Annotated in this window: 21 protein-coding genes; 8 read left to right on the forward strand and 13 right to left on the reverse strand. The window is 63.1% G+C overall.

The annotated features are described in order from the left end of the window. Positions 1-9: 9 nt before the first annotated feature. The 4 genes from B0E42_RS02305 to pssA all read right to left on the reverse strand — a co-directional run bounded on the left by B0E42_RS02305 (position 10) and on the right by pssA (position 5,054). Positions 10-771, reverse strand: a complete 762-nt coding sequence (locus B0E42_RS02305; protein WP_024617258.1) for an SDR family NAD(P)-dependent oxidoreductase — start codon at positions 769-771, stop codon at positions 10-12. A gap of 16 nt (positions 772-787) precedes the next feature. Continuing rightward, positions 788-2,452: an AMP-binding protein gene (locus B0E42_RS02310; RefSeq protein ID WP_077505535.1), complete on the reverse strand. Its 1,665-nt coding sequence runs from the start codon at positions 2,450-2,452 to the stop codon at positions 788-790. A gap of 230 nt (positions 2,453-2,682) precedes the next feature. Further along, positions 2,683-3,699, reverse strand: coding sequence for an AraC family transcriptional regulator (locus B0E42_RS02315; protein ID WP_033062526.1), 1,017 nt, complete (start codon positions 3,697-3,699; stop codon positions 2,683-2,685). Positions 3,700-3,710: 11 nt separating this feature from the next. After that, positions 3,711-5,054 (reverse strand): CDP-diacylglycerol--serine O-phosphatidyltransferase, encoded by a 1,344-nt coding sequence (gene pssA, locus B0E42_RS02320; RefSeq protein ID WP_053188553.1) that lies wholly within the window; start codon positions 5,052-5,054, stop codon positions 3,711-3,713. Positions 5,055-5,174: 120 nt separating this feature from the next. Between pssA and B0E42_RS02325 the strand changes: the two genes are divergently transcribed. The 3 genes from B0E42_RS02325 (at position 5,175) to B0E42_RS02335 (ending at position 7,488) form a co-directional block, all read left to right on the forward strand. Beyond that, positions 5,175-5,738: a TetR/AcrR family transcriptional regulator gene (locus tag B0E42_RS02325; protein ID WP_018603903.1), complete on the forward strand. Its 564-nt coding sequence runs from the start codon at positions 5,175-5,177 to the stop codon at positions 5,736-5,738. A gap of 45 nt (positions 5,739-5,783) precedes the next feature. Then, positions 5,784-6,263: a nuclear transport factor 2 family protein gene (locus B0E42_RS02330; RefSeq protein WP_077505505.1), complete on the forward strand. Its 480-nt coding sequence runs from the start codon at positions 5,784-5,786 to the stop codon at positions 6,261-6,263. Between the two features lie 823 nt (positions 6,264-7,086). Beyond that, positions 7,087-7,488, forward strand: coding sequence for a hypothetical protein (locus B0E42_RS02335; RefSeq protein WP_003202036.1), 402 nt, complete (start codon positions 7,087-7,089; stop codon positions 7,486-7,488). A gap of 36 nt (positions 7,489-7,524) precedes the next feature. Here the strand turns inward: B0E42_RS02335 and B0E42_RS02340 are convergent, their stop codons facing one another. The 4 genes from B0E42_RS02340 to B0E42_RS02355 form a co-directional block, all read right to left on the reverse strand. Continuing rightward, entirely contained in the window at positions 7,525-9,948 is a 2,424-nt protein-coding gene (locus B0E42_RS02340) for a TonB-dependent receptor (RefSeq protein WP_077505507.1), read from the reverse strand. A 270-nt stretch (positions 9,949-10,218) separates the two neighbouring features. Next, positions 10,219-11,163: a FecR domain-containing protein gene (locus tag B0E42_RS02345; protein ID WP_077505509.1), complete on the reverse strand. Its 945-nt coding sequence runs from the start codon at positions 11,161-11,163 to the stop codon at positions 10,219-10,221. After that, a complete protein-coding gene (locus tag B0E42_RS02350; protein ID WP_077505511.1) occupies positions 11,163-11,672 on the reverse strand; it encodes a sigma-70 family RNA polymerase sigma factor in 510 nt (169 codons plus the stop codon). Before B0E42_RS02350 ends, B0E42_RS02345 begins: the two co-directional genes overlap by 1 nt. Before the next feature lie 230 nt (positions 11,673-11,902). Continuing rightward, entirely contained in the window at positions 11,903-12,424 is a 522-nt protein-coding gene (locus B0E42_RS02355) for an SgcJ/EcaC family oxidoreductase (RefSeq protein WP_014338290.1), read from the reverse strand. Positions 12,425-12,597: 173 nt separating this feature from the next. Here B0E42_RS02355 and B0E42_RS02360 point away from each other — a divergent pair, with 173 nt between their 5' ends. Genes B0E42_RS02360 through B0E42_RS02380 form a run of 5 tightly spaced genes read left to right on the forward strand, consistent with a single transcriptional unit; the run spans position 12,598 to position 18,149 of the window. Further along, positions 12,598-13,782 (forward strand): sensor histidine kinase, encoded by a 1,185-nt coding sequence (locus B0E42_RS02360; RefSeq protein ID WP_077505513.1) that lies wholly within the window; start codon positions 12,598-12,600, stop codon positions 13,780-13,782. Next, complete coding sequence (locus tag B0E42_RS02365) at positions 13,779-14,447, forward strand: response regulator transcription factor (RefSeq protein WP_018610465.1); 669 nt, start codon at positions 13,779-13,781, stop codon at positions 14,445-14,447. Before B0E42_RS02360 ends, B0E42_RS02365 begins: the two co-directional genes overlap by 4 nt. After that, on the forward strand, positions 14,444-16,756 hold the full coding sequence (locus tag B0E42_RS02370) for an ATP-binding protein (RefSeq protein WP_053179908.1): 2,313 nt from the start codon (positions 14,444-14,446) through the stop codon (positions 16,754-16,756). Before B0E42_RS02365 ends, B0E42_RS02370 begins: the two co-directional genes overlap by 4 nt. Continuing rightward, on the forward strand, positions 16,753-17,220 hold the full coding sequence (locus B0E42_RS02375; RefSeq protein WP_018610463.1) for a response regulator: 468 nt from the start codon (positions 16,753-16,755) through the stop codon (positions 17,218-17,220). The genes B0E42_RS02370 and B0E42_RS02375 overlap by 4 nt, the downstream gene beginning before the upstream one ends. Before the next feature lie 32 nt (positions 17,221-17,252). Next, the gene (locus B0E42_RS02380) at positions 17,253-18,149 is read left to right on the forward strand and encodes a helix-turn-helix domain-containing protein (RefSeq protein ID WP_077505517.1); all 897 of its coding nucleotides are present in this window, start codon (positions 17,253-17,255) and stop codon (positions 18,147-18,149) included. A gap of 678 nt (positions 18,150-18,827) precedes the next feature. Here B0E42_RS02380 and B0E42_RS02385 read toward each other — a convergent pair. The 5 genes from B0E42_RS02385 to B0E42_RS02405 all read right to left on the reverse strand — a co-directional run bounded on the left by B0E42_RS02385 (position 18,828) and on the right by B0E42_RS02405 (position 25,437). Then, positions 18,828-19,640, reverse strand: a complete 813-nt coding sequence (locus B0E42_RS02385) for an energy transducer TonB (RefSeq protein ID WP_077505519.1) — start codon at positions 19,638-19,640, stop codon at positions 18,828-18,830. Beyond that, the gene (gene tolR / locus B0E42_RS02390; RefSeq protein WP_018610437.1) at positions 19,637-20,083 is read right to left on the reverse strand and encodes a protein TolR; all 447 of its coding nucleotides are present in this window, start codon (positions 20,081-20,083) and stop codon (positions 19,637-19,639) included. Before tolR ends, B0E42_RS02385 begins: the two co-directional genes overlap by 4 nt. 13 nt (positions 20,084-20,096) lie before the next feature. Further along, the gene (gene tolQ, locus B0E42_RS02395; RefSeq protein ID WP_018610435.1) at positions 20,097-20,804 is read right to left on the reverse strand and encodes a protein TolQ; all 708 of its coding nucleotides are present in this window, start codon (positions 20,802-20,804) and stop codon (positions 20,097-20,099) included. Between the two features lie 64 nt (positions 20,805-20,868). Further along, on the reverse strand, positions 20,869-22,785 hold the full coding sequence (locus B0E42_RS02400; protein WP_168188489.1) for a phytase: 1,917 nt from the start codon (positions 22,783-22,785) through the stop codon (positions 20,869-20,871). Positions 22,786-22,914: 129 nt separating this feature from the next. Further along, positions 22,915-25,437 (reverse strand): TonB-dependent receptor, encoded by a 2,523-nt coding sequence (locus B0E42_RS02405; RefSeq protein ID WP_053188581.1) that lies wholly within the window; start codon positions 25,435-25,437, stop codon positions 22,915-22,917. Positions 25,438-25,603 lie beyond the last annotated feature (166 nt).

Raw genomic sequence — 25,603 nt, forward strand, 5'->3', positions numbered from 1 at the left:
TCCTCCTGATTATTTGGCTGCCATACGCAAGGCACCGTCGAGACGGATCACCTCGCCGTTGAGCATGCTGTTCTCAATGATATGCCTGACCAGCGCCGCGTACTCGGAAGGTTTCCCAAGGCGCGGCGGAAACGGCACGCCGGCGGCCAGGGAGTCGCGTACTTCCGGGGTCATGCCGGCCATCATCGGGGTCTCGAAAATCCCTGGCGCAATGGTCATCACCCGGATACCGAAACGCGCCAGCTCGCGGGCGGCCGGCAACGTCAGGCTGGCGATGGCGCCTTTGGATGCCGCATAAGCCGCCTGGCCGATCTGTCCATCGAAGGCCGCCACCGACGCCGTATTGATGATCACCCCGCGCTCGCCGTCGGCGTCTGCCTCGGTTTCGGCAATGGCCGCAGCCGCCAGGCGCAGCAGGTTGAAGCTGCCGATCAGGTTGACGTTGATCACCTGGCTGAAGCTGGCCAGGGCGTGGGGACCGGTCTTGCCGAGGATCTTCTCGCCGCGCACGATACCGGCGCAGTTCACCAGGCCATTGAGGCCGCCGAACGCATCGACCGTGGCCTTGACCGCCGCTTCAGCCGCCGCTTCGTTGCTGATGTCGGCCACCACGCTCTGGCAACCCAGTTTTTGCGCCTGGGCGGCCACGGCGTCGGCGTTGAGGTCCACCAGCATCACTTTGGCGCCGGCCTTGACCAGCATTTCACCGGTGGCCGCGCCGAGGCCGGAAGCACCGCCGCTGACGAGGAAAATCTTGTTGTCGATCTGCATCATGGTTTCCTTGGGTTCAAGCTGAAACGTTCTGCGCCGCGGTCTCTTGAACCTTGGCGATTTCCTGGTTGCGCAAGATAAAGCGCTGCAACTTGCCGCTTGGGGTTTTCGGCAAGTCGCTGACAAATTCGATTTCACGGGGATAGGCATGGGCCGCCAGGCGCTGGCGCACGTGCAGGCGCAATTCTTCGGCCAGCTCCGGTGAGGCACGGTATTGAGTGCTGAGCACCACGAAGGCCTTCACCAACTCGGTGCGTTCCGGATCGGGCTTGCCGATCACCGCCGCTTCCACCACGGCCGGGTGCTCGATCAGCGCGCTTTCCACGTCGAACGGACCGACCCGGTAGCCGGAGGTGGTGATCACGTCGTCGCTGCGGCCGACGAAGCTGATGCTGCCGTCCGGATTCAGCTCCACGGTGTCGCCGCTCAAGTAGTAGTCACCGACGAAGGCCTTGGTCGGCCCGCCTGCGTAACCGGCGAACCAGCACATGGGCGATTGGCTACGGTCCACCGCGAGAATGCCCGGCTGGCCCACGCCCAGCTCGCGCTGGTTTTCATCCAGCACCACGATCCGATGGCCCGGCGAGGCAAAACCGGCCGCGCCCAGGTGCACCGGGTGCTCCAGCCCATGGTGGTTGCACAGCACCATGCCCAGTTCGGTCTGGCCGTAATGGTCGTGGATCACCACGTTCAGGTTATCGGCGAACCAACGGATCACCTCCGGGTTCAACGGCTCACCGGCGCTGCTGACGATGCGCAGCTTGCCCTTGATCGAGCGGGCGAACTGCTCGCCACCGGCGATCAACAGGCGATAGGCCGTGGGCGAGCCAGTCAGGTTGGTGATGCCGTATTTGTTGATGACCCGGCAGGTGCTTTCCAGGGTGAACGGGCCATCGTAGAAGGTAATCGGATGCCCCATGGCCAACGGCCCGGTCACGCCAAAATAGATACCGTAGGCCCAACCCGGGTCGGCGACGTTCCAGAAGGCGTCTTCAGGACGCAGGTCGACCGCGTCACGCATGTAGCTCTGGAACGCCACGATGGCCCTGAGCGGCACCGACAGCGCCTTGGCAGGGCCCGTGGTGCCGGAGGTGAACATCAGCAGGAACGGGTCTTCGCCGGTGAGCATCAGCGGTTCGCATTGGTTGGAATGGTTCGCCACTTCGGCCCAGAAACTGTAGTCGCCGCGCACGATGCCCTGGCCCTTTTCGCCGCCGACCGTGACGACGGTGGGGCAACTGGCGACTTCGTCGAGCTTGGGACGGTTGACCGCATCGGTGACGACCACGCGCGCCCCCGAGCTGCCGAGGCGGTGCTCGATGGCCTTGGGCCCGAATGCAGTGAACAGCGGTTGATAGACCGCCCCGATGCGCCAGGTGGCGAGTACCACGATCAACAGTTCAGCGGTGCGCGGCAGCAGGCCGGCCACTTTGTCGCCCTTGCCGACGCCTTGGGCGCGCAGGAAATTGGCGAACCGTGCGGCGTTGTCCTGCAGGTCACGGTAAGTCCAGGCGGCGTCGCTGCCGTCACGGCCCTCCCAGAACAAGGCGATGCGCCCCGGCAACGCATGCCGGTCGCAACACTCGACACAGGCATTGAGCGCCTCGAGCGAGCCGTGCAGTGCGGTGTTGACAGTGTGCAGGTAATCGAACTGCGACGTGGCGGACGAATAATCGCGCATGACCAGCATCCCTCTGTGGTTTTTATTGGTTGGGGGAACCGTGAATAGCAGGCAAATACTCGCGCCGAAGGGCTGTGGCGGCAATGGTCAAAGCTTTCAAGTTGCTTGACTGGTTTGGCCATGGTTTAGGGATGTGGTGTTCTTTAGGCTCGCTCCCACAAGGTTTGAGGCGGAGCCTCGACCTTGCGACCACCTCCCCCCCTGTGGGAGCGGTGTCGGATTCGGCGGGATTAGTCCGACTCGTTGAGAATCAGGCTGCGATAATGCCCCGGGTTGGACCCGGACCATTTGCGAAACGCCTTGTAGAAGGAGCTGGCATCGGCAAAGCCCAGGCGCGAGGCGATTTCGACGAAACTGATGGAGGGCTCCGCCAGCCAGGTGATCGCCAGATCCTTGCGCACGCTGTCCTTGAGGCCTTGGTAGGTCTGGCCCTCCTCCGCCAGGCGTCGGCGCAGGGTGGACGCGGACACGCACAACTGCTGGGCCAGCGCCTCGGTTTCCGGCCACTGTTCGGCAGGCAACTGCCGCAGGTCGTGCCGGATACGGCTGGCCAGGCTTTGCGGGTTGCGGTATTTCACCAGGATGTTGGCCGGGGCCTGGGCCAGGAAGCGCTTGAGTTCATCAGCGTTGCGCCTGATCGGCAGGTCGAGGCATTCGGCGGCGAAAATCATCCGGGTACGAGGCCGGTCAAAACGCAGGTTCTGGGAAAACATCACCCGATAGTCGTCGCAGAAATCCGGCGCCGAGCAACGCAGTTCGACGGAAAGAATGGGAATGCGCCGCCCGGCCAGCCAGCAGGCCACGCCGTGGACGATCATCCAGTAGGTGAAATAGGTAAAGGCCCGACGCGGCGCCTGATCGTCTTCCAGCAGCACGATCTCCGCCAGGCTTTGCTGGCGCACCCACTGGGCTGGCAGGTGTTCGAGCATCAGCGACAGAAACCCCAGCCCCGCCGTCAAGCCGCTCGCCAGCGTGGGCTGAGCCATGGCGCACTGGCAGAGAAACGCCAGGCTGCCGGACTTGAGCTTGCGCGAGTCCATGCCAAAAAACTCGTCGTCCAGGCGCCGGGCGAGCAAACGCCAGAGCCGCGCATAGGCATGGGCCGGAACTCGCGCCTGGGCGTCGTCGAGCAACGCAGGGTCTATGCCGACCTTGCTCAGCACTTCATTGGTCGCCGCTCCGGGGGCGCAGCTTTGCAGCAGCGCCTCACGCACCAACTGGATGGAGATGGTGTCTTTTTTCGACATGGCGCGGGTGTTCACAGGATTCGGTAAAGCAGCCGTTCTATCCGCACCCGGCTGACCCGTTTCAGGAACCTGGCCACGGCCTCGGGGTAATCCGGCAGGTTTTCCAGGTCCAGGTAACCATCGATCCGGCGCGTGTGGCGGTAGATCTGTTCAAGCTCGGCCTGGCGCGGCGCCAGCAACTCGCCCTTGGGGTCGTCCAGCAACAGCGCGTTTTCCAGGTCCAGGCGAAAGGCCCGCGGGTTGAGGTTATTACCGGTCAGCAAGGTGTAGCGCTCGTCGATCCACATGCCCTTGAGGTGATAGGTGTTGTCCCCGTCACGCCACAGGTGCAGGTTCAATTGGCCGCTGTCGATAGCGCGCTGATGGCGTTTGGCAAAGCGCCGCAAGCTGATTTCGTAGAGGTATGGCAGCGCTGCGATGATCTTGAACGGCTCGCTTGGCGGAATGTAGAAGTCATTGGCCGTCTTGTCGCCGACGATGATGTCGATCTTGACCCCACGGGCCAGGGCGCGATTGAGCTCCCGGGTTACCGCCAGGGGCAGGTTGAAATACGGGGTGCAGATGGTCAGTTGCTGGCGGCTGCTGGCGATCAGTTCACCGATCACCCGGCTCAGCGGATTGTTCTTGCCCACGCCCAGCAACGGGCTAACCGACAGGCCACTCTTGTCGAGGCTGCCAACGCTGGTGTCATAGGTCGCGTACTTGAGGCGACTGCGCAGGTCGCCAATGTCCTTGCGCAAACTGCGGGTGCTGGGCAGGTTCGGCAAGTCCAGCCGATGCACGGCGCTGGAGGCGACCAGGCCGTGCTGGATCAGATGCTGCATCGAATCGGCCAGTGCCGTGTTCTGCAGCAGGTGATAGCGGTCGTAACGGTATTTGTCGAACTTGTGCAGGTAGACGTTATTCAGGCTGGCGCCGCTGTAGAGCACACAGTCGTCAATCACGAAGCCTTTCAAGTGCAGCACGCCGAACAGCTCGCGGGTTTGCACCGGCACGCCGTAGATCGGCACTTCGCTGGCATGGGTGCGAGTCTGTTCCTGGTACCACGCCGAGTTGCCCGGCTGCTTCTTGGCGCCGATCAGCCCGCGCTGGGCTCGCAGCCAGTCCACCACCACGACCACGTCCAGTTCCGGACGCGCGGCCTTGGCGGCATGCAGGGCATCGAGGATTTCCTGGCCGGCCTCGTCCTGTTGCAGGTACAGCGCGACGATGTAGATGCGCTGGGTGGCCTGGGCGATTTTCTCCAGCAGGCAACGGCGGAATTGGGCAGCACCATCGAGGATGGTCACCGCATCGGCGGTCAGTGCAAAGCTGCGCAGCTTGGGCAGCAGGGAGCGTTTGAAAAGCGACGGCATAGGGCTCGCAAAAGGTCGATTCCGAAGAACGGATGAGCTTACACCATGGATGGGTTTGGGTCTTCCTGTCCTAAAGAAAAAACACTTGACCAAGGAGAACGATCATTCTACTTTTGTTTCATGAACGAAATTACTGGTAATGAAACACGAGACATCATCCTCGATGTCGCCGAAAAGTTGATCTATAAAAGTGGCATCGCCGCCACCGGCATGGACCTTCTGGTGAAAACCGCCGGCGTCTCCAGGAAAAGTGTCTATCGCTACTTCGCCAACAAGGACGACCTGATCGTGGCTGCCCTCAAGCGGCGGGACGAGCGCTGGATGCACTGGTTCAGCACCGAAGTGGACAAGGCGCCGACCCCGACTGCACGGCTGCTCAACCTGTTCACCGTGCTCAAGGGCTGGTTCGACAGCGAAGGTTTCCGCGGCTGCGCATTCATCAACACCAGTGGCGAAACCGGCGATCCACAGGATCCGGTCCGCCAGGTGGCGAAGCTGCACAAACAGAAGTTGCTCGATTACGTAACCCGGCTGTGCGTCGAACAAGGTGTCCAGAACCCGGACGCACTGGCGCGCCAACTCCTGATTCTGATTGACGGCGCCATTACCGTGGCGCTGGTCATGGGCGACCACAGCGCGGCTGACGACGCCCAGGACTTACTCGAAAAACTGCTACACGTCTGACCTGTTGAACCCTTGTGCAATTCGTCAATTCTCTGGAGATCCGCCATGTCTGCTTCTTCCGAAGTTCGTCCGCCGTTGCCGCCGTTCACTCGTGCGTCGGCGATCGAGAAAGTTCGCCTGGCCGAAGACGGCTGGAACTCTCGTGACCCGCAAAAAGTATCCTTGGCCTACACGCTGGATACTCAATGGCGTAACCGCGCCGAATTCGCCCATAACCGCGAGGAAGCCAAGGCGTTCCTGACCCGCAAATGGGCCAAGGAGCTGGATTATCGGCTGATCAAGGAGCTCTGGGCGTTCACCGATGACCGCATCGCCGTGCGCTACGCCTACGAATGGCACGACGACTCGGGCAACTGGTTCCGTTCCTACGGCAACGAAAACTGGGAGTTCGATGAGCACGGCCTGATGTACAACCGCTACGCCTGCATCAACGATATGCCGATCAAGGAAAGCGAGCGCAAGTTCCGCTGGCCGCTGGGCCGCCGGCCGGACGATCATCCGGGGTTGTCTGAGTTGGGGTTGTAACGCTCTCGACATGGCGGTCTGATAGTTGGTCGGGGTTTTGTTGACCGGGTACATATCCATTGCTGCGGTAACGGCTGCTTAGGGTTCCGCCCTGACGGCGGGTCACTTTTGGAAGAGCGCCAAAAGTAACCAAAAGCGCTTTGCCCCACCACTCGGTGCCTCGCCTAGGCTCGGCATGCCCTAACGAAGGCATTGCTCCGTGGGCCGCCGCGAAGGGCCATCCATGGCCCAGCGCGGCTACCTCGGCATCCATGCCGAGGTGCCCACTGCGCAATGCCTGCGTTCGGCCATCGTGGTTAACGGGGCGCCGAGATCAACGTCCACGCCGAGGCGGCCTTACAGCCGACCTGGCTCTCCCGGTCGTACACCCATTAGATCTGTGGGAGCAAAGCTTGCTCGCGAGGCGGCCTTACAGCCGACCTGGCTCTCCCAGTCGTACACCCATTAGATCTGTGGGAGCAAAGCTTGCTCGCGAGGCGGCCTTACAGCCGGCCTGGCTCTCCCGGTCGTACACCCATTAGATCTGTGGGAGCAAAGCTTGCTCGCGAGGCGGCCTTACAGCCGGCCTGGCTCTTGCGGTCGTACTCCGATCCCATTGTGGGAGCGAGCTTGCTCGCGATGACAGCGGCAAATCCAACAGGGATGCAAGCTGACCCACCGCTATCGCGAGCAAGCTCGCTCCCACAGTAAAACGGTGGGGCACACAGCAACGCCAGACAAGCGGCCCCTCCAACAGGCTTGACCCACATGCCGCCAGGCATCACATTGCCTGGGCCGGCGATAAGCTCGCTGTTTCGTTGTGCAGCAGATTTTTGTGGAGCCCATGACCGCGTCGATTCCGATCCGTCCCCCCTGCCCGCCCGGCGTCTGCGATTGTGGCCGTGATGCCTTGCTGCAAGCGCCTGGCAGCGACCTGCGCATCCTGTGCCTGAATCGCCAGGAAGAAAAACGCCTGCTTGAACGCCTGGAGAACATCCAGAGCCTCGACGAACTCCAGCGCCTGCAGCAGCGCCTGTACGAAAACCTGGGGATCCGCCTGAGCGTCGAGCCTGGCTACAACGAAGTGCGGACCATGCGCGGCATCGCCATCGAATTCCAGGACCAGCCCGGCCTGTGCCGCAAGATTCGCCAGTCGATTCCCGCCGCCATTCGCCGTGGGCTGGAAAAACGCCCCGAAATTGCCTGGCGATTGCTGGATGCCCACGATCTGTTTCGCGACATCTGAACCCAGGCGGCTCCTTCCCTGGAGCGGCACCTCGGCCTAGAAATCCACCGTCGCGGAAAGCAGATAGGTGCGCGGGGTCGACAGCGTCAATCCAGCCTCACTGTCATCCGACGCCCCGGCAGAACTCCAGTAGCGCTTGTCAGCCACGTTTTCGATGTTGGCCCGCAGGGTGATGTGCTTTTCGTCGACCTTGAACGCGTAGCGGGCGCCCACGTCGAAACGTTCCCAGGAATCGATTTGCTTGGTGTTGGACTGGTCCAGGTACTGCGGGCTGGAGTAGATGCCGCGGCTGGTCAGGGTCAGGCCCTGTACCGTCGGCACGTCCCATTCGGCGCCGAGGTTGACGTTGTACTTCGGCGTGGCCGGTGCGCGGTTGCCGTCGAAGGCGCCGTTGGTGGTTTGGGTCAGTTCGCTGTCGATGTACATCACGCCGCCGAGCAAGCGGGTTCCCTTCAGCGGTTCGCCAAACACACTCAACTCCACGCCGGTGTTTTCTCGCTTGCCGTTCGGGCCGAAGACACGCGTCGTGGCGTCGGTCGCATAGGCCGGCTGCTTGATCCGGAACAGCGCGGCGGTGACGGCGAACGGACCGGCATCATACTTGGCGCCCACCTCTACCTGACGGCTGATGAACGGCGGAAAAATCTCATCCTCGTTCACCGATGTCGATGGCGCGATCTTGCCCTGGCTCAGGCCTTCCATGTAGTTGGCATACAGCGACAGCTTGTCGGTCGCCTTGAACAGGATCCCACCCGAGGGCGAAACCTTTTCCTCATCGTAGGCGGTTTCGCCCTTGGCGTTATTCGTCCAGTCGTCAACCTTCACCCGTTGCCAGCGGGCACCTAGGGTCAGCAGCAAGCGATCCTCAAACAGGCCAAGGGTGTCGGACAACGCCAGGCCACTGAAGCGGTTCTCGGTGTAGACCTTGTCGTCCTGTCGCGTCGGGTTGCTCGGCGTCGGGGTCTGTACCGGGTCATACAGGTTGCTGCTGCCGTTGGCGTAACGGGCGCCGCCATTTTCGAAGTCCATGTAGAAATAGCTGGCCGACAGGTTGACCTCATGGCTCACCGGGCCGGTATGGAACCAGTTGCGCACCCCGGCACTGGCCGTCCGGACATTCTCGTCGCGGGTGAAATCCCGGGGTTGAACGCGGAAATCTCCAGCCTCATTGAGGACCGAAACGGCATGCCGAAGGAACTCATGAGTACTTTTGCGCGCCCCCACGCCGCCGTACAGCATGACGGAGTCGTTGACATCGAATTCGGCATTCACCGCGCCGAAGGTATCTTTGGTACGCGCCTTGCTCCAAGGCTGCGCGTAGTTGCGATCTACATCGCTGGCATGCGGCACTGGCGCGTCGGCGCCCACCTGCACACGTTCCTGGGGCGCGTCGGTGTTACGCTCGGTACGGCCAATGTCCGTCGAGAGCCGCAGGCGTTCACCGCGAAAATCCAGGCCCAGCACCGCCATCTCGCGGTCCACGCTCTGGTGATCCCATTCGGTGTCGCCCGCCTGCTTCACGCCATTGAAGCGAATCCCGAACTTGTCCTCTTCACCAAAACGCCGCCCGACGTCCACGGCACCGCCAAGCTGGTTGTTGGAGGCATAGCTGCCGGTGAATGAGGTGATGGGCTTGTCGGTGGCCCGCTTGGGCACCACGTTGATCCCGCCGCCCACGCTGCCCCGTGGAGAGATACCGTTGATGAGCTGGCTCGGGCCCTTGACGATATCGACGCGCTCGGCCATCTCCATGTCGATCGTGTACGTCGGCAGGATGCCGTAGAGACCGTTGTACGCAACATCACTGTTGAACAGGCTGAAACCGCGAATGGTGAACTGCTCAAAGCGCCCGCCCGCCGGGTTGGTGGCACGGACCGAGGGGTCGCTGGCAATCAGGTCGCCCAGGGTGCGTGCCTGCTGGTTCTTGACCGCCGCGCTGGTGTAGGTGGTCATGCTGAACGGCGTTTCCATGAAGTCCCGCGAACCCAGCAAGCCTTGCGAACCACGCCGCGCCACCTGACCGCCGGCGTACACCGGGCTGTCCGTCGACGCCGTGGCGCCGACAATCGAGGTGGGGGCCAGTTGCAGGCTGCCGCCTTCTGGCGCCGGCATCAGGATGTAGGCCTGCTCACCCACCGCTTGCAATTGCAGGTCCGAGCCCGACAACAGCCGGGCAAACCCCTCCTCTACGCCAAACTCACCCGAAAGCCCGGCGCTGTTGCGACCACTCACCAGGGCCGGATCCACCGACAAGTTGACGCCCGCCAGCCCGGCAAACCGGGTCAACGCCGCGCTCAGGCTGCCCGCCGGCACCTGATAGCTGCGCCGGGTGGCTTCTTCGGCCAGGCTCGATGAGATAAAGAAGGGGCTGGCGCTCAGGCTCAACATGAGGCTCAGGTTCAACAGCGGACGCCAGCCGGCAAAGGCCGGGCGCAAACGCAAAGGTGCAACTGCGGACATTGGAAAGCGCTCTCATTTTTGTTCAGTTGCCTTGAATGACAAGCGAGACAAAAAAAGGGGACAGGCCTCAGGCTCGATTCCTGGCGAAACTTGCAAGCCACCCCCATCTGTGGCGAGGGAGCTTGCTCCCGCTGGGGTGCACTGTAGGAGCTGCCGAAGGCTGCGATCTTTTGATCTTTCGCTTGAGATTCAAGTGCCCGGGGAAAGATCGCAGCCTCGCTTCGCTCGGCAGCTCCTACAGACCCAGCGGGAGATCGACTTCAATTGGCCTCAGGCCATATTTTTGCGAAGTGTCAACGTGACCCAGTAACGAGTGCGCCTGTGCACGTCCAGCGGCAGGCTGGCTGCAAGCAGCGTGAGGATTCGGTCGGTGTTGTCGAGGCGGAAGCTGCCGGTGATTCGCAGGGGTTCCAGGTTTTCATCCCAGCGCAACACGCCGGGGCGATAGCGGCTCAGTTCCCGCAGGAAATGCCCCAGCGGCTGGTCCTGCGCAACCAATACGCCGTCACGCCAACCCAACTGCGCCACGTCGAACGCCTTCACTGGCCCCGCGCCTGAGTCCTGGATATTGACCTGCTGGCCCGCTTCCAAACTCAGCAATGGCCCGCGCTGGGGTTGCAGTTGCGCCGAGCCGCTGACCACCGACACCCGGCAATCGCCCTCACCCAGGTGCAGGCAGACCTCGCCACGAGTGATGGTGATGAGCCCATAGGGTGATTGAACGGACAGCGGCGTGTTTCCGGCGCGCTTGAGGGCCATCTCGCCGCGTACCAGCACCAGGCGCCGCGCCTTGAGGTCCAGGTCGACGGCGCTGTCGGTGTTCAGTTGCAGCGCACTGCCATCGACCAGCGACCAGCGCCGTTGCTCGCCCGTGGCGGTGTGCAAGTCAGCGCGCCAAGCTTCCAACGGCAACTCTCGCCCCAGCAGCCAAGCGGTCGGGACCAATGCGGCGACGCCCAATGCGCGCTTGAGCACCTCGCGCCGGGCCAGCACTGGGCGGTCCAGGGTTGCCATGCCCAGGGACGCGGGCACCCCGGCAAAACGCTGGCGCAATCGCTGGGCCTTCTGCCAGGCCGCCTCATGATGAGCGCTGCTGTCGCGCCAGCGTTGCAGGGCCGCCGAGTCGAACGCATCCCCGTCGAACTCCATCAGGGTCAACCAGCGAGCCGCCGCCCGCGCCGCTTCACGGGCTTCGGGCGAAGGAGCCGAGCGCATCAGAAGTCCACCAACAGGCAATGCTCATAGGCCTGGGCCATGTAGCGTTTTACCGTGCGTTCGCAGACTTGCAGGCGCTCGGCAATCTCGCGATAACCCAGGCCTTCAAGTTGGCTCCAGAGAAAAGCCCGGCGCACCAAGGGCGGCAGGCCATCGAGCAATTCGTCCAGGGCTTGCAGGGTTTCCAGCAGCAGCCAGCGTTGTTCTGGCGACGGTGCGCAGGCTTCAGGCAGGCCGGCCAAGGCATCGAGATACGCCTGTTCCAGATTGCGTCGGGTGTAGAAATTGCTCAGCAGGCGTTTGCCAACGGTCAGCAGATAAGCCCGGGGCTCTTGCAGGTCAGTCAAGGTCTGGGAACTGGAAAGCACCCGCAGGAAGGTATCCTGGCGCAGGTCCGCCGCATCCCAGGCATTGCCCATGCGCCGCCGCAGCCAGCCTTCCAGCCAGCTACCGTGGTCACGGTACAACGCGTGGAGGGAATGCTCCGTCGGCGTAACTGCATCACACATGTCCAGAGCCTGCGCAAAGTCTTAAATGAGACTGATTCTAATTAATGTTCGCGCGTTAATCCAAGCTCTTTATGCAAAGTGTGTCTAAACACGGGGATGGAATGGATAGAGGGCCCTGTGGGAGCGAGCTTGCTCGCGATGGCGGTGTGTCAGAAACATGGATGCTGACTGATACTCCGCTATCGCGAGCAAGCTCGCTCCCACAGGTAAGTCTTTTGCGAGCAGAGCTATCAGTGACTGGCGTGCAAGGTCTTCGCCACCTCAGGCATGGCCGACGAGTGATGGTTGATGATCTTCCACTGGCCATCGAGGCGCTCATAGAGGAAGGTGTAGCGCGCCTGGACCTCGCGCTTGGAGCCGTCGGCCTGGGTGAGCGTGAAGGTATAGACACCACTGTCCATCGCCGCATCGGGGCCCAGGTGGCGGATCTCCCGGTAGTTGATTTGCCCGACCGGTTTGCCGGCCAGGAAATGCTCGAAGTAATCCTGGATCTGCGCCGGCGTGTTGCGCACCTTGTTGGAAACAGTCGGTTGCAAAATCGCATCCGGAGCGTAGAGGCCGGTCACGGCGGTGGCGCTACCGGTTTGCAGCGCGGCGTTCCAGCGGTCGAACAGCGCCGCGATCTCGCGGTCATTCACATTCTTGGGCTGCTCGGCCACCGTGCGATACACGTAAGGCGTAGCCTCAAGCGCCTGGACAAGCGGCGCGGCCAGCAGGAATAAAGCAGCAATGGCGCAGGTTTTCATTTTCATCAAAGTGTTCCTTTGGGTTTCAATGGGCCCACTTTGCCGGCCTTCCCTGCCTTCGCCATCGGCCAACCGGTGCCAATCGCCTATGCCGTTCGGCAGATAGGCCCAGTGCCGGTGACACGTTCTAATGACGCCACCGCGAACCGGACCGGTCCTCTTCCACGCTGGAGTTCCCCATGCAAAGTCCACCCCATGACCCCGGCAGTGCCCTGGCCATCCGCAGCCAATATCGCCAGTCGCAAAGCCGTGCCGCGCGCCTGGGCCTGCTGCTGGGCACCGGCCATGAACTGACGCAGTTGCCCCTGCCGGCCATGCGCCAGCGTGCGCTGCAACGGGCGTGCGCGTTCATGGCCATGGACCATGGCCTGCTGCTGGAGTGGGCGCCGGACCACCCGTTGCGCACCCTCGCCAGCCACGGCAGCGCGGAGCGACTCGACCTGCTCGCCAACCTGGCCCAGCCACAAACGCCCGGCCCACAATGGCTGGAGTCGCCCGGCAGCGCCCTGCCCCAGGTCTTGCGGGTGCCGTTGCGTGCCTCCGACGGCGTAGCGTTCGGGGCGTTGTTGCTGGGCAACAGCGTGGCCCTCGGCGCACCGGACAACGAAGACATCGAATCACTGCAATTGCTCGCGACGCTGTTGGCGGCGCACCTGGAGAACAGCCGTCTGCTCGAAGCACTCCAGGCCCGCGAGCGGACCATGTCCGAGCTGGTCCACCGCCTGTTCAGCGCCCAGGAAGACGAACGCAAGCGAGTGGCCTACGACCTGCACGACGGCCTGGCGCAGAACCTCGCCGGTTTGCATCAGCGCTTGCAGGGCTTCGCCGGTCGCTGCCCGTCGCTACCGCCTGCACTGGCGAACGAGCTGCAAAGCATCCTCGACCTGGCCCAAGGCTGCGTCGGCGAAGGTCGGCAACTGATTGGTGGCCTGCGCCCCCACGTGCTGGATGATTTCGGCCTGTACAAAGCCGTCGACAAGGAGGCCGATCGCCTGCGCGATGCGGGCCTGACGGTGAACTGGGCCGAACACAGCACCGCGCGCCTGCCGGGCAACACGGAGATCGCCCTGTTTCGCATTGCCCAGGAAGGCATCAACAACATTCTCAAGCACGCCCAGGCCAGCCATGTGCACTTGGGGTTGGCGGTGGACGATGGCCACGCTTGCCTGCGAGTGGAGGACGATGGCCGTGGCTTTGCCCTGGAACAACCCATCGAGACCAACGGCAGCTGCCATCTGGGGCTGGCTGCCATGCAGGAACGCGCACACTTGCTGGACGGCCACTTGAGCTGTTGCAGCCAGCCCGGCGGCGGCACCCGACTGCTGGCCAGCGTGCCGCTACCAGCCCACGGAGTACAACCATGAACCGCCCTTTGCGCCTGCTGCTGGCCGATGACCACGAAGTCACCCGCACCGGGTTTATCAGCATGCTCGCCGGCAACCCGGGATTCGAGGTCGTCGGCCAGGCCCGCGACGGCCAGGAAGCCCTCGACCTGTGCGAGCGGCTACAGCCGGACATCGCGATTCTCGACATCCGCATGCCCGTCCTCAACGGTTTGGGCGCGGCGCGGATCCTGCAGCAGCGCCAGCCCGGAATCAAAGTCGTGATCTTCACCATGGATGACAGCCCCGACCACCTCGAAGCCGCCATCGGTGCGGGCGCGGTCGGCTATCTGCTCAAGGACGCCAGCCGCGATGAAATGCTCGACGCCCTCAAACGGGTCGCCCAGGGCGAAGAGGCGTTGAACAGTTCGGTCAGCGCGCGCCTGCTGCGCCGCATGGCCGAGCGCGGTGCGAATGGTGTCACTCAAGTCCAGGCCCTGACCGCCCGGGAACGCCAGGTCCTGGGGCTGGTGGCCGGCGGTTTCAGCAACCGTGAAATCGGCGAAAAGCTGGGCATCGCACCCGGCACGGCCAAGGCCCACGTAGAGCGTGTCATCGGCAAACTGGGCGCCGCCGACCGGACCCAGGCCGCCGTGCGCGGCGTTGCCCTGGGCCTGGTGGCGCAACCCGCCGGGCAATGGCCATGAGGTTTCTCGCCGCCCGCCGCTGGGCCGACCTGCCCTTGCGCGGCAAAGCCCTGGTGGTGATTTCCCTGCCCCTGGTGGTCCTGCTGCTGTCGCTGGTGCTGATCTATATCACCGAACGCCAGACCGCCCGGGCCGAAGAGGATGTGCGTCGGGTGCTGCTGGTCCAGGGTGATATCCAGACAGTCCATACCCTGCTGGCCGAGGCGGCGGCCAGCGTGCGCGGTTACCTGCTGACCCGCCGCGAAGATTTCCTGCCCAGCTACGAACAGGCCACGCCGCTGATCCATGCCGCGTTGCAGCGCCTGGACCACAACATTCGCGACGCCAGGATGCGCGAACACCTCAAGACCATCACCCCGCTGATCGCCGACAAACTCGACGGTTTGCTCGCTTTGCGCAACGGCAAGCGCGACGACCCCGAGGCCATCACCGCGATCCTGATCGAAAACAAACAGGTGCTGGACGTACTGCGCGAGCAGATCAGCGCCATGCGCATACGCGAGGACGCCCTGCTCGCCGACCGCAGCGCCGCAGCCTCGGCCACGCGCATGCGCCTGTTGTTCGCCACCTTGCTGGCGGCGGTGTGCGGGCTGCTGGGGGCGATTGTCGCGGTGTTGTTCCTGTCCAAGGGCATTGTCGCCCGGGTCCAGCAGGTACAAGGCAACGCCCAGCGCCTGGCATTGGGCCAACCCTTGTTGCCGCAACCGCCGGAGCAGGACGAAATCGGCCAGCTCGGCACGCGCCTGGTGGAGGCCGGGCAGTTGCTCGCCGAACGCGAGCGGGCCCTGCGCGACAACGAGGAGCGCTTGCGGCTGATCATCGATGGTGTGAAGGACTACGGAATCTTCGCCCTGGATGCCCAAGGCTACGTCACCACCTGGAACGCCGGCGCGGAGCGGATCAAGGGCTACACCGAGCAGGAAATCCTCGGCCGGCATTTTTCCCTGTTCTACCTGGCCGAGGAATGCCCGGCGCACCCGGACATGGCCTTGCGCGAAGCCACCCGCGACGGTCATTACATGGAAGAAGGCTGGCGTTGCCGCAAGGACGGCAGCCGCTTCTGGGCCAGCGTGGTCATCACCGCCCAATACGATGGCACCGGTGCCTTGCGCGGTTTTTCCAAGATTACCCGCGATATCACCGACCGACGCGCTGCCGAGATCGCCCTGCGCACTGCCCGCGAAGAAGCCGAAAGCGCCAGCCGGGCCAAGAGCGAGTTTCTCTCGCGCATGAGCCATGAGCTGCGTACGCCACTGAACGCCATCCTCGGTTTCGCTCAATTGCTGGACATGGACTCCACCGCCGGCCAACGCCCCCAGGTCAGCCACATCCTGCGGGCCGGCCAGCACTTGCTGGCGTTGATCAACGAGGTGCTGGACATTGCCCGGATCGAGGCCGGGCGCCTGCCGCTGAACATCGAACCGATCGCCCTGTCGACGGTGCTGCACGAAGCCCTGACCTTGGTTTCACCGATGGCCGCCGACGCCGGGATCCACTTGGCCGAGCTGCCAGCGCTGCCCGACGACAGCGGCGTGCTCGCGGACCGCCAGCGCCTGGTGCAGGTGCTGCTCAACCTGCTGTCCAACGCCATCAAGTACAACCGGCCCGGCGGTGAGGTGCGCATCGAAGTCAGCGTCCAGGCCCATCAGGTGAGCATCGCCGTCAACGACACCGGTCATGGCATTGCCCCGGAACAGCTGGACCAACTGTTCAAGCCCTTCGAACGCCTGGGCGCCGATCCCCAGGTCGAAGGCACTGGCCTGGGGTTGTCCTTGAGCAAGAGCCTGCTGGAAATGATGCAGGGCAACCTGCAGGTCCACAGTGAGCCCGGACACGGCTGCTGTTTCACCCTGCAACTGCCCGGCACCCAGGTGGTTGGCGCGCATTTGCCGCCCATCGCCGCCCTGGCGGTGACACGTTCGCCTGTGGACTATCACGGCAAAGTCCTGTGCATCGAAGACAACCTGTCGAGCCTGGCGCTGATCGAAACCCTGATGCAACGCCGCCCTGGCATCCAATTGCTGTCGAGCATGCAAGGCCAGATGGGCCTGGACCTCGCTCGCCAGCACACCCCGCAACTGATCCTGCTGGACGTCAGCCTGCCCGACCTCGAAGGCCTTGAAGTCTTGCGGCGCCTGCGCCAGTCCCCGGCCACCGCCGCCACGCCCGTGCTGATGATCACCGCCGATGCCAGCGACCTGACCCACCGCGCCCTGCGTGACGCCGGCGCCACGGCGATCCTGACCAAACCTATTCATATCCAGGCCTTCCTGGGCCACCTCGAACACTATCTACCGGAGCCCGCATGAATCGCGACTTGCGCATTCTGATCGTCGACGATCAGCGCCCCAACCTGGACCTGATGGAACAACTGCTGGCCCGCGAAGGGTTGCACAACGTGTTGAGCAGCACCGAACCGTTGCGCACGCTCGATCTGTTCAACAGCTTCGAGCCGGACCTGGTCATCCTCGATTTGCACATGCCGGCGTTCGACGGCTTTGCCGTGCTGGAGCAACTCAACCGGCGGATCCCGGCCAACGATTACCTGCCGATCCTGGTGCTGACCGCCGACGCGACCCGAGACACGCGCCTTCGGGCGCTGGCCCTCGGTGCCCGGGATTTCATCAGCAAACCCCTGGATGCGCTGGAAACCATGCTGCGTATCTGGAACCTGCTGGAAACCCGTGCGCTCTATAAGGCGTTGCGCGAGTTGATCCCGTCCCAGCAGATCGAACTGTTGCGCCAGCACCGTCCCGCCGCCGGCCCGGCTTGACCTGGCGGCCGTTCCATCGAGGCATTCGAAGCATGGAAGTCACTGAACGAACATCGGCAACCGGCCTGCAGGCACACATCCGCGGCGAGCGCGTGGCGACGTCCGACGGCGTATCGGCCAAAGAAATCCTGGTCGAGATATTTGTCCGTGAACGCAGCGAAGCACACATCGTCGTGCCGGCAGTGGCCGAACCGTTGCTCGTCTGGGTGCTGTCCGGGGAAGCCATCGTCGAGGAGCGCGTTGCCAACGAGGCGTGGGAAGCGAATACCGTGGGCAGCGGAGATTTTTTCCTGACCACATCCCCGGTTCCTTATGAGATGCGCTGGCAAGTGACCAGTTACGAGCCGTTTGTGGTCATGCATCTGTACCTGGGGTTGGCGTTGCTGGAACGCGCCCTTGCCGAAGCCGGTGGCAGCGGCGCGATCCAACTGCGGGAAGTCTCTGGCGGGCGGGATGAAGCGCTTTCAGCCTTGCTTGAACAGATTCGGGCGGAATTGACCCGACGCGGTGAAACCAGTGCCTTGCTGATCCAGGGCGTGGCGCAATGTGTGGCGGTGCACCTGGCGCGGCATTATGTGGATGCCGAGGCCGAGGACATGTCCAGACGTAACGCCCTGCCCGCTTTCAAGCTCAAACGGGTGACCCAGTTAATGGAACAACACCTGGCCGAACCCTTCAGCCTCGGTGACCTGGCCCAGGCCATCGGCATGAGCGAATACCACTTCAGCCGCCTGTTCAAGCGCGCCACCGGGCGTTCACCTTCGCAGTACTTCATCCAACTGAGAATGGCCCGGGCCCGGCAACTGCTGATGGAGACCGAGCGCAGCGTCATCGATATCGGCCTGGAGGTCGGCTATGGCAGCGCCAGTCACTTCTCGCAGATCTTCCGCCGCGAAGTGGGCGTGGCGCCGAGTCATTACCGCAAGTAAGAACCACACATCCCCTGTGGCGAGGGAGCTTGCTCCCGCTCGGTTGCGAAGCGACCGCAAGATTTTGGGACCGCTGCGCGCTCCAGCGGGAGCAAGCTCCTATCAAATAAAACGCAAGCACTTGATTTTTCTAAAACAAATTCCAGGTCAAGGCTGCACGGTAGCGAAAAGGTTCAATTTCCACGAAAAATGTGGTTGCCCAGAATCTATGGCCAACTATCAGACCGCCTTCGCGAGCAAGCTCGCTCCCACAATTGGACCGGAGTACGACCGGAAGAGCCAGGTCGGCTATAAGGCCGCCTCGCGACGGACGTTGATCTCGGCGCCCCGTTAACCACGATGGCCGAACGCAGGCATTGCGTAGTGGGCAACCCGGCATGGATGCCGGGTTAGCCGCGCTGGGCCATGGATGGCCCTTCGCGGCGGCCCACGGAGCAATGCCGGAGTGAGGGCACACCGAGCCTAGGCGAGGTGCCGAGTGGTGGGGCAAAAGCGTTTTGCTTACTTTTGACTGGGCCGGCTCCCGGGCTTCTCAAAAGTGAGCCGCCGTCAGGGCGGAACCCTAAGTGGCCGTTACCGCAGCGATGGATATGTACTCGGCCATAAGCGCAGCGTCGAAGACGCGGCGGGGGCTCCCTCGCCACAATGGGATTCTTGGCCGATGTCTAGATACGGCGTTCATTTGATCCGGTAGTGAAAGGTATTGCGCACCGCCGGCACCGTCACCGCCTTGCCATCGATGATTCGCGGTTGATAACGAAACGTCTGGGCAGCGGCCAGGGACGGTCGGATGAATAATGGGTGGCAACCGTCGATGACCTTGGGGTTATCGATCCGCCCGTCCGGCGTCACGCTGTATTCCACGGTGCAATCACCCTCCAGGCCCTTGTCCAGGGCGCGTTGCGGATAGTCCGGGGCTTGCTTGCTCAGCGGTTGGTAGCTACGGCTGTCGGCGGCGGCCTGGCGCGCTTGCTCGGCTCGGCGTTGCTCGGCGAGTGCTTGCGCCTGCCGGGCCTGGCGCTGTTGTTCGGCGGCCTGCTGCTCGGCGTCTTGCCTGCGTCGTTCGCTTTCCTGGCGTTCGCGCTGCTGCTCGGCCTGTTGCTCACGCTTTTGCTCCTCGACCCGTTTACGGGCCAGGGCCGCCTGTTCCAGTTTCTGTGCCTGGACACGCGGATCGACAACAGGCTGGTTGGGAGCGGGACGCGGCGCTTCTACCGGCGCCAAGGTCGGCTCGACCGGCGGTGCTACAGGCATAACAGCGGCCGAGGCAGGCGCTTCGGGCGCCGGTGCCGCTGGCAACATCACCAGTTGCGTGCGCAACACCCGGGGCGCCTCGGCGGCGGGCTTCTCCACGCTCCAACCCAGCACCAACAACGCCACCACACCCGCGTGCAGGGCCACGGCGAGCCCCGCCGCCAGGCTGTTTTTCCAAAAGCGACGGCCCAGCGCAGGTACGCTCAAGGAGGGACTGTGCATGATCATCGCCGTCATCGCGGCGCCTCGGTCACCAGTCCCAGGTTGCTCACGCCGCCCTGCTGCAGCGCGGCCATGGCCGCAACGACCCGACCGTAATCGGCATGCGCGTCGGCACGGATGTACACCTGGGTATCGCTGCGCTCGGCCACGACCTGCGCCACCTTGGCGCGCATCTGCTCCAGGTCCACGGCGCTGTCGGTCTGGTGACGGGTGTCCAGCTCACCGCCCAGGTTCCAGTAGTAACCGCCCTCGGCCTTGACCGACAGCGTGAGGATTTGCTGGCGACTGTCGCTGGCCAGTGCTTCGCTGGCGACCTTGGGCAGTTCGATCTTCACCCCCTGGGTCAGCATCGGTGCGGTGACCATGAAAATCACCAGCAGCACCAACATCACGTCGATGTACGGCACCACGTTCATTTCGGCCTTGGGACCGTGCTTGCGTTGTGGCTTGACGAGCATCTGCCCTCTCCTCTCAAGCGGCCGTGGCCAGGTTCATCGGGGCACCGTGCAGCTTGCGGTGCAGACGCGCCTGCAGCTCGTTGCCAAAGGCGTAGTAACGGGTCAGCAGGGTCTGGCCGCGAGCGGCAAAACGGTTATAGGCAATCACCGCCGGGATCGCCGCGAACAAGCCGATGGCCGTGGCGATCAACGCTTCGGCAATGCCCGGCGCCACAGTGGAAAGACTGGCCTGTTGCACTTGGGACAGGCCGATAAAGGCATTCATGATCCCCCAGACGGTGCCAAACAAACCGATGTAGGGGCTGACCGAACCGACGGTGGCGAGAAATTGCAGGCCTTTTTCCAGCTGTATTTCCTGTTCGCTGATCGCCACTTGCAGCGCGCGCTCGACGCCTTCAAGCACCACTTGCGGCGTGCTTGAAGGTTGGCTGAGCTGAGTGAAGGCCAGCACACCTGCCTGGAAAATCGGCGTGACGCCACCGTCGTCTTCACGGACCTGTGCGTGCTCCCGATACAGGGGCAGCAGATCCTGGCTGCTGCGAAAGCGCTGCATGAAACCGTTGAGCTGGCGCTCGGTGCGTTGCAGCACGGCGCTGCGCTGGATGATCAGGTACCAGCTCAATAGCGAGGCCAGCAGCAATGTGAGCATGACCGCCTTGACCAACAGACTCGCGTCACTGATCAGGCCCCAGATCGTCATGTGTTCCAGTGTGGCTTGCATGGTTGAAACTCCTGTCTGGCGGTTATTCGATGAAATGTTCGTGACCGGTTGATGACAGCGTCGCTCAAGGCAGGCGCAGCGCTTTCGCCACGTCGGCCCAGGGCACGAACTTGAAGTTCTGGGTCTGCTCGGGCATGCGCTTGCGGCCGTCCTGGACCACCAGCATGCCCTGGCTCCAAAGCCCGCCGAGGTTCACCGAGGTCACCTCCAGTCCATCGGTTTGCGACGCACCATCAATGCCTGCGGCAGCGTTCAGACCGACCCGGAAAGCGCCGCGCACGGCATAGGGAGGCTCGGCATCGAGCACCAGGTAGCTGTCATTGCCCTGGCTGGAGATCACCAGGTAGTCGCGGCCCTCGGCCTGGTACAAGGCCATGCCCTCGACGTCAGCGTGCAACGCCGGGCCAACCTTGATCACACTGTTCAAGGTCGCCGGTTGGTCGGCCCGGGCATCCACCACCCAGACGCCAACGTCCTCTTCACCGAGAAACAAGCGTTGGCGTTGCTCATCGGCGACGCAACCTTCGGGCTGGCTGTCGACGCTGAACTGGCGCACCAACTGACCTTTCACCACGCCGTCCGACGCGCTCAGGCGATACTGCACGAAGCGCCCGTCCTTGCCGTTGGCGAAGGCATACAGTTCGCCTTCGGCAGGCTGGAACAGGCAGATGCCGTAGATTTCCTTCAATGACGTTGCAATCTCACCGGCTTCGCGCAACTCGCCACTGGCGCGGTCGATGCTGAACAGGCTCAAGCTGTTGCGATCTCGGTTGCTGGCCACGGCCAGATCAACGGTTTGCGTGCCCAGCTTGAAGTTCGCCCGCACATCGACGTTATTCAGGCGTCCAACCGCCAGTTCCTGCAGCAACTTGCCTTGCAGGTCATAGGCCAGCAGGCCTTGCTTCTTGTTGGTGCCCAGCACCCGGCTCAGCTCGGGCGTCGTCGGATGAACCCAGATCGCCGGGTCATCGGCTGCATCGCCCTGGCGGGCCACCGGTTCGCTCTGGACGATGGCAGCCACAGTGGGCAATACCGGCGGCAAAGGCGCTGGCGTGGGTTTCCAGCTGATTTCGCCTTGGTACAGGTGCCCGTTGTCATCGTCGCGCAGCAGCACCTCGACGCCACTTTTCGTCAGCCGCGCCGCGAGGTTTTCTGGCTCCTTCAGGCCCGCCAACGGCAGACTGGCTTTAGCACTCCACCCCTCTCCCTGCTGCTGATACACATGCAGTTGCGCCGCTTCCGGGTCCAGCCCCAACAGGCTTCCCGGCAACACGGCCATGGCCCCGGCGCTTTGCTGGAGGTCGCCGAACGGTGCGCGCATCGCCACGGGCACCCGCACGGTCTCGGCCTCTGAGGATGCCGGATAGGCCCACCAACCCACCCGCTCCTCGTTGACGAACAATTGACTGGCGCTGTCCTGCACCTGACAGGTCTTGGCGTCCGGCGGCAATGGCAGGCCGCGCACCCGTTGCGCGGTGTCGTTCAGGCGCTCGCCATTGCCCACCAGCCATTGCTCGCCCTTGCCCTCCTCGCCAACCAGAAACACAAACAGGTTGCTCGCCTCGTCGCGATAAAGGCACAGGCCGTTGACCGGGAAATCCCGTGCGGGCAGGTACACCGGCATGCCCCACTGACGGTTTTGTGGGTCGAGGCTGACGACCAGGGCTTGCTGGCGCGTGCTGTCGAGGCTGGCGACCAACACGTTCGCGCCCTGGGCACGGCTATCGACACCTTCGAAGGTGCCCTTCAGGCGCGTCAGTTCGCGACCCTGGGCATCGAGCAAGAACAAGCCCTCGCGGGCGCTGGCCAGCCGCTCGGTCGTCGAAGGGCCAGGCAGGAATGCCAGGGCGTTGATCGCCAGTGGCTCGGCTTGAGACCAGGGTTGCAGTTTTAGCTTGGGCGCTGGGGCAGCCGCCAGGGCGGCGGCTGATGCCAGGCTGATCGCCATCGCCAACAGGTAGCGCTTAGGTAAGAAAAACATCGTGTTCAACGGGAAAATCCTTGTCGTTCAGTCAGACTCAAACGGGCTTGTGGCCCACTTCTATTGCCAGGGAATTCATCTGTGGGAGCAAAGCCAAATCCTCTTGCCACAAGTGATCAGGCTCGTGATTCAGAAATGGGTAAAGGTCAGCCCCAGCTTGTAGGTCGGGCCGTACTCTTCGTACTGGCCGTTGTAGGCGCGGTGACCGGTGTAGACGAAATACGACTCGTCGGTGAGGTTCTGGGCCTCCAGGCTGACTTGCAGGTTCTTGGTCAGCGAATAGCGCGCGCTGAAGTCGACGAAGGTCTGGGCGTCGACGTGCAAGTCGTGGTCGCGGTCGCTGATGGACGCCAGCTCGAACAGGTAGGCTGACTTGTAGTTGGCCGACAGCCGCAGGCTCAGCTTGTCGTTTTCCCAACCCAACATCAGGTTGCCGACCGTGTCCGACTGGTTCGGCAAGTCGATGCTGCGTTTGCGCTGGGTACCACTGGCCTGGTCGAAGCCCTCGATCTCGGCGTCCGAACGGCTGAAGGTGGTGTTGGCGCCAAGCAGCAGGCCGTTCCAAGGGGCTGGCAGCCAGTCGAATTTTTGCGAGTAGGCCAATTCCAGGCCATACAGTTTGGCGCTGTCGCCGTTGGCGTAGCTGTGGGCTTCTGAGAAATCGGTCCAGGCACCCGTGCCGGCCAGGTCGGTGTTGTAGACGAAGTTCTTGATGTCCTTGTAGAACACGAAGGCCGAGACGGTGCCGGCGTGGCCCATGAAATGCTCGATGCCCAGGTCCAGGTTGCTCGACTCCAGCGGCTTGAGGTCCGGGTTGCCGAACGTGGCCTCGTCATCGTCGATGACAAAACCCGGCGCCAATTGCCCGAAGGTCGGACGCACCACGGATTTGGTCCACGCCGCACGCACCTGGGTGTTCTTGTCCAGTTGATAGCGCGCGTGCAGGCCCGGCAACCAGTGGTGATACTTGCGCCGGGTCTCGGTATCGGTGAATACGCCGTCGGTGGCGCCGGTGCCCTTGGCTTCGAACTCGGTGCCTTCGTAGCGCATGCCTGCGATGAAGCGCCAGTCATCGATATCGACGGTGTTCATCAGGTATCCGGCGTTGATGTCCTCGCTCATCTTGAAGTCGTTGACTCGCGACTCCTGCTCGTCGAAAAACTCATCGCGATTCAGACCGCCGAGCAACTGCTTGATCGCGTCGGCGCTGATGCCCGGGCCGAAGCGGCCGAGGCGATAGTCCACGTCGCCTTTCTGGAACTGCCCGAGGTTCAACTGCTCGTCGGTGAAACCCAGGTCGTCAAAATCCTCGTAGACCCAGGCATTGAGGTCGTTGTCCTTGTCCCGCCGGCTGACTTTTCCGCCGAATTTGACTTGGGATGCATAGCCGCTGAAATCGTAGTCCCGGGCCAGATCCAGGCGCAGGTTTTTCTCGGTGTCGGTGGTCTTCTGTTCTTCCCAGTCCACCTTGTCGAGGCTGAAGTTGGCCGGATCGTAGAACCCCGAGCCGATGATCGGCCGCGGCTTGTCGTTGTCGTAGAAACCACCGTTGAAACCATCGATGCCTTTGAAGGTGGCCCCGGCAATGTGGCCGGGGCTGTCTTCGCTGGATTGGCTATAGCCACCCTGGCCACTCAGGGTCCAGAGCCCGAACAGGCGTTCGCCACCGAGTACGTAGGATTGGATTTCCTGGGTTTCTTCACGTTGCTTGAGTTTGCGCTCGCCCTCGGCATCGCCCAACTCGCCTGCCGCTTGTGGGTCTTCAAAGGCAATACTGGCGGCGTTGCGGGTTTCGCTGTCCTTGTAGCGGCTGTACAGCGTGCGCAGGTAGTAGCTGCTGAAGTCATCGGGCTTGTAGTCGAAGTTCAACCCGCCACCGGCCCGCTCGCGACGGATGTCGTAGTCGCGCTGCTCGAACTCTTCGAGGCGCGAGCCTTGCTCGAAATCCCAGGCACCGCCGGTTTCGACGTTGTCCGAACCGAAGTCACGCTTCTGCCAGCTCAGCGCCGCGGCCACGCCGAAGTTGTCGATGCCGTCGCCGAGGCTGAAACGGTCGCTGATGGCGCCGGAGAATTTCGGGCTGGTCTGACGGGTGTTCTTGTCATAGCTGGCTTCGCTGCTGCCGGTGTAGAACAGGCCCTTATGGTCGAAGGCCGAGAGGCTTTTGACGTCCACCGTGCCACCCAGGGAATTGGCGTCCATGTCCGGCGTCAGGGTCTTGATCACCGACAACGATTGCACCAGCTCCGAGGGCAGCACATCCAGGGCAACGGCCCGGCGTTCGCTCTCCGGGGCTGGCACCAGGGTACCGTTGATGGTCACGCTGTTGAGGTCCGGTCCCAGGCCGCGCACGCTGACAAACCGGCCTTCGCCCTGGTCGCGCTCGACGCTGACACCGGGCAGGCGCTGCACCGCTTCGGCGACGTTTTCATCCGGCAACTGCGCAACGCCATCGGCATGCACCACGCTCTTGATGCTGTCAGCGCTGCGCTGTTCCTTGAGGGCCTGATCGATGCTGGCCGCCTGGCCGACCACTTCAACGTGTTCTGTGACCGCCTGCTCGGCGGCGCTCAGTCGCTCACTGGCAATGGCCATCGCCAACGCGGTAACAGTGAAACCGACGAGCCCGGCAGTGCTTGTGCGGTGATACATGGTGGTCCTCCCCAGGAATCCGGAAATCCGCCAGGCAATGGCCCGGCAACTGGGAGGGCACGCTAGGGGTGGGGGATGACGGTTCTGTGACAGGGTTTGGCTGGAGAGGCTGCAATCGGTTGATTTAGGGGGGCTGGCGAGCCGGAATGAGCTGAAATGACCTGTT

Origin of the sequence: Pseudomonas sp. A25(2017) (assembly GCF_002001065.1) — a bacterium.
In the GTDB taxonomy this organism is placed as follows: Bacteria; Pseudomonadota; Gammaproteobacteria; order Pseudomonadales; family Pseudomonadaceae; genus Aquipseudomonas; species Aquipseudomonas kilonensis.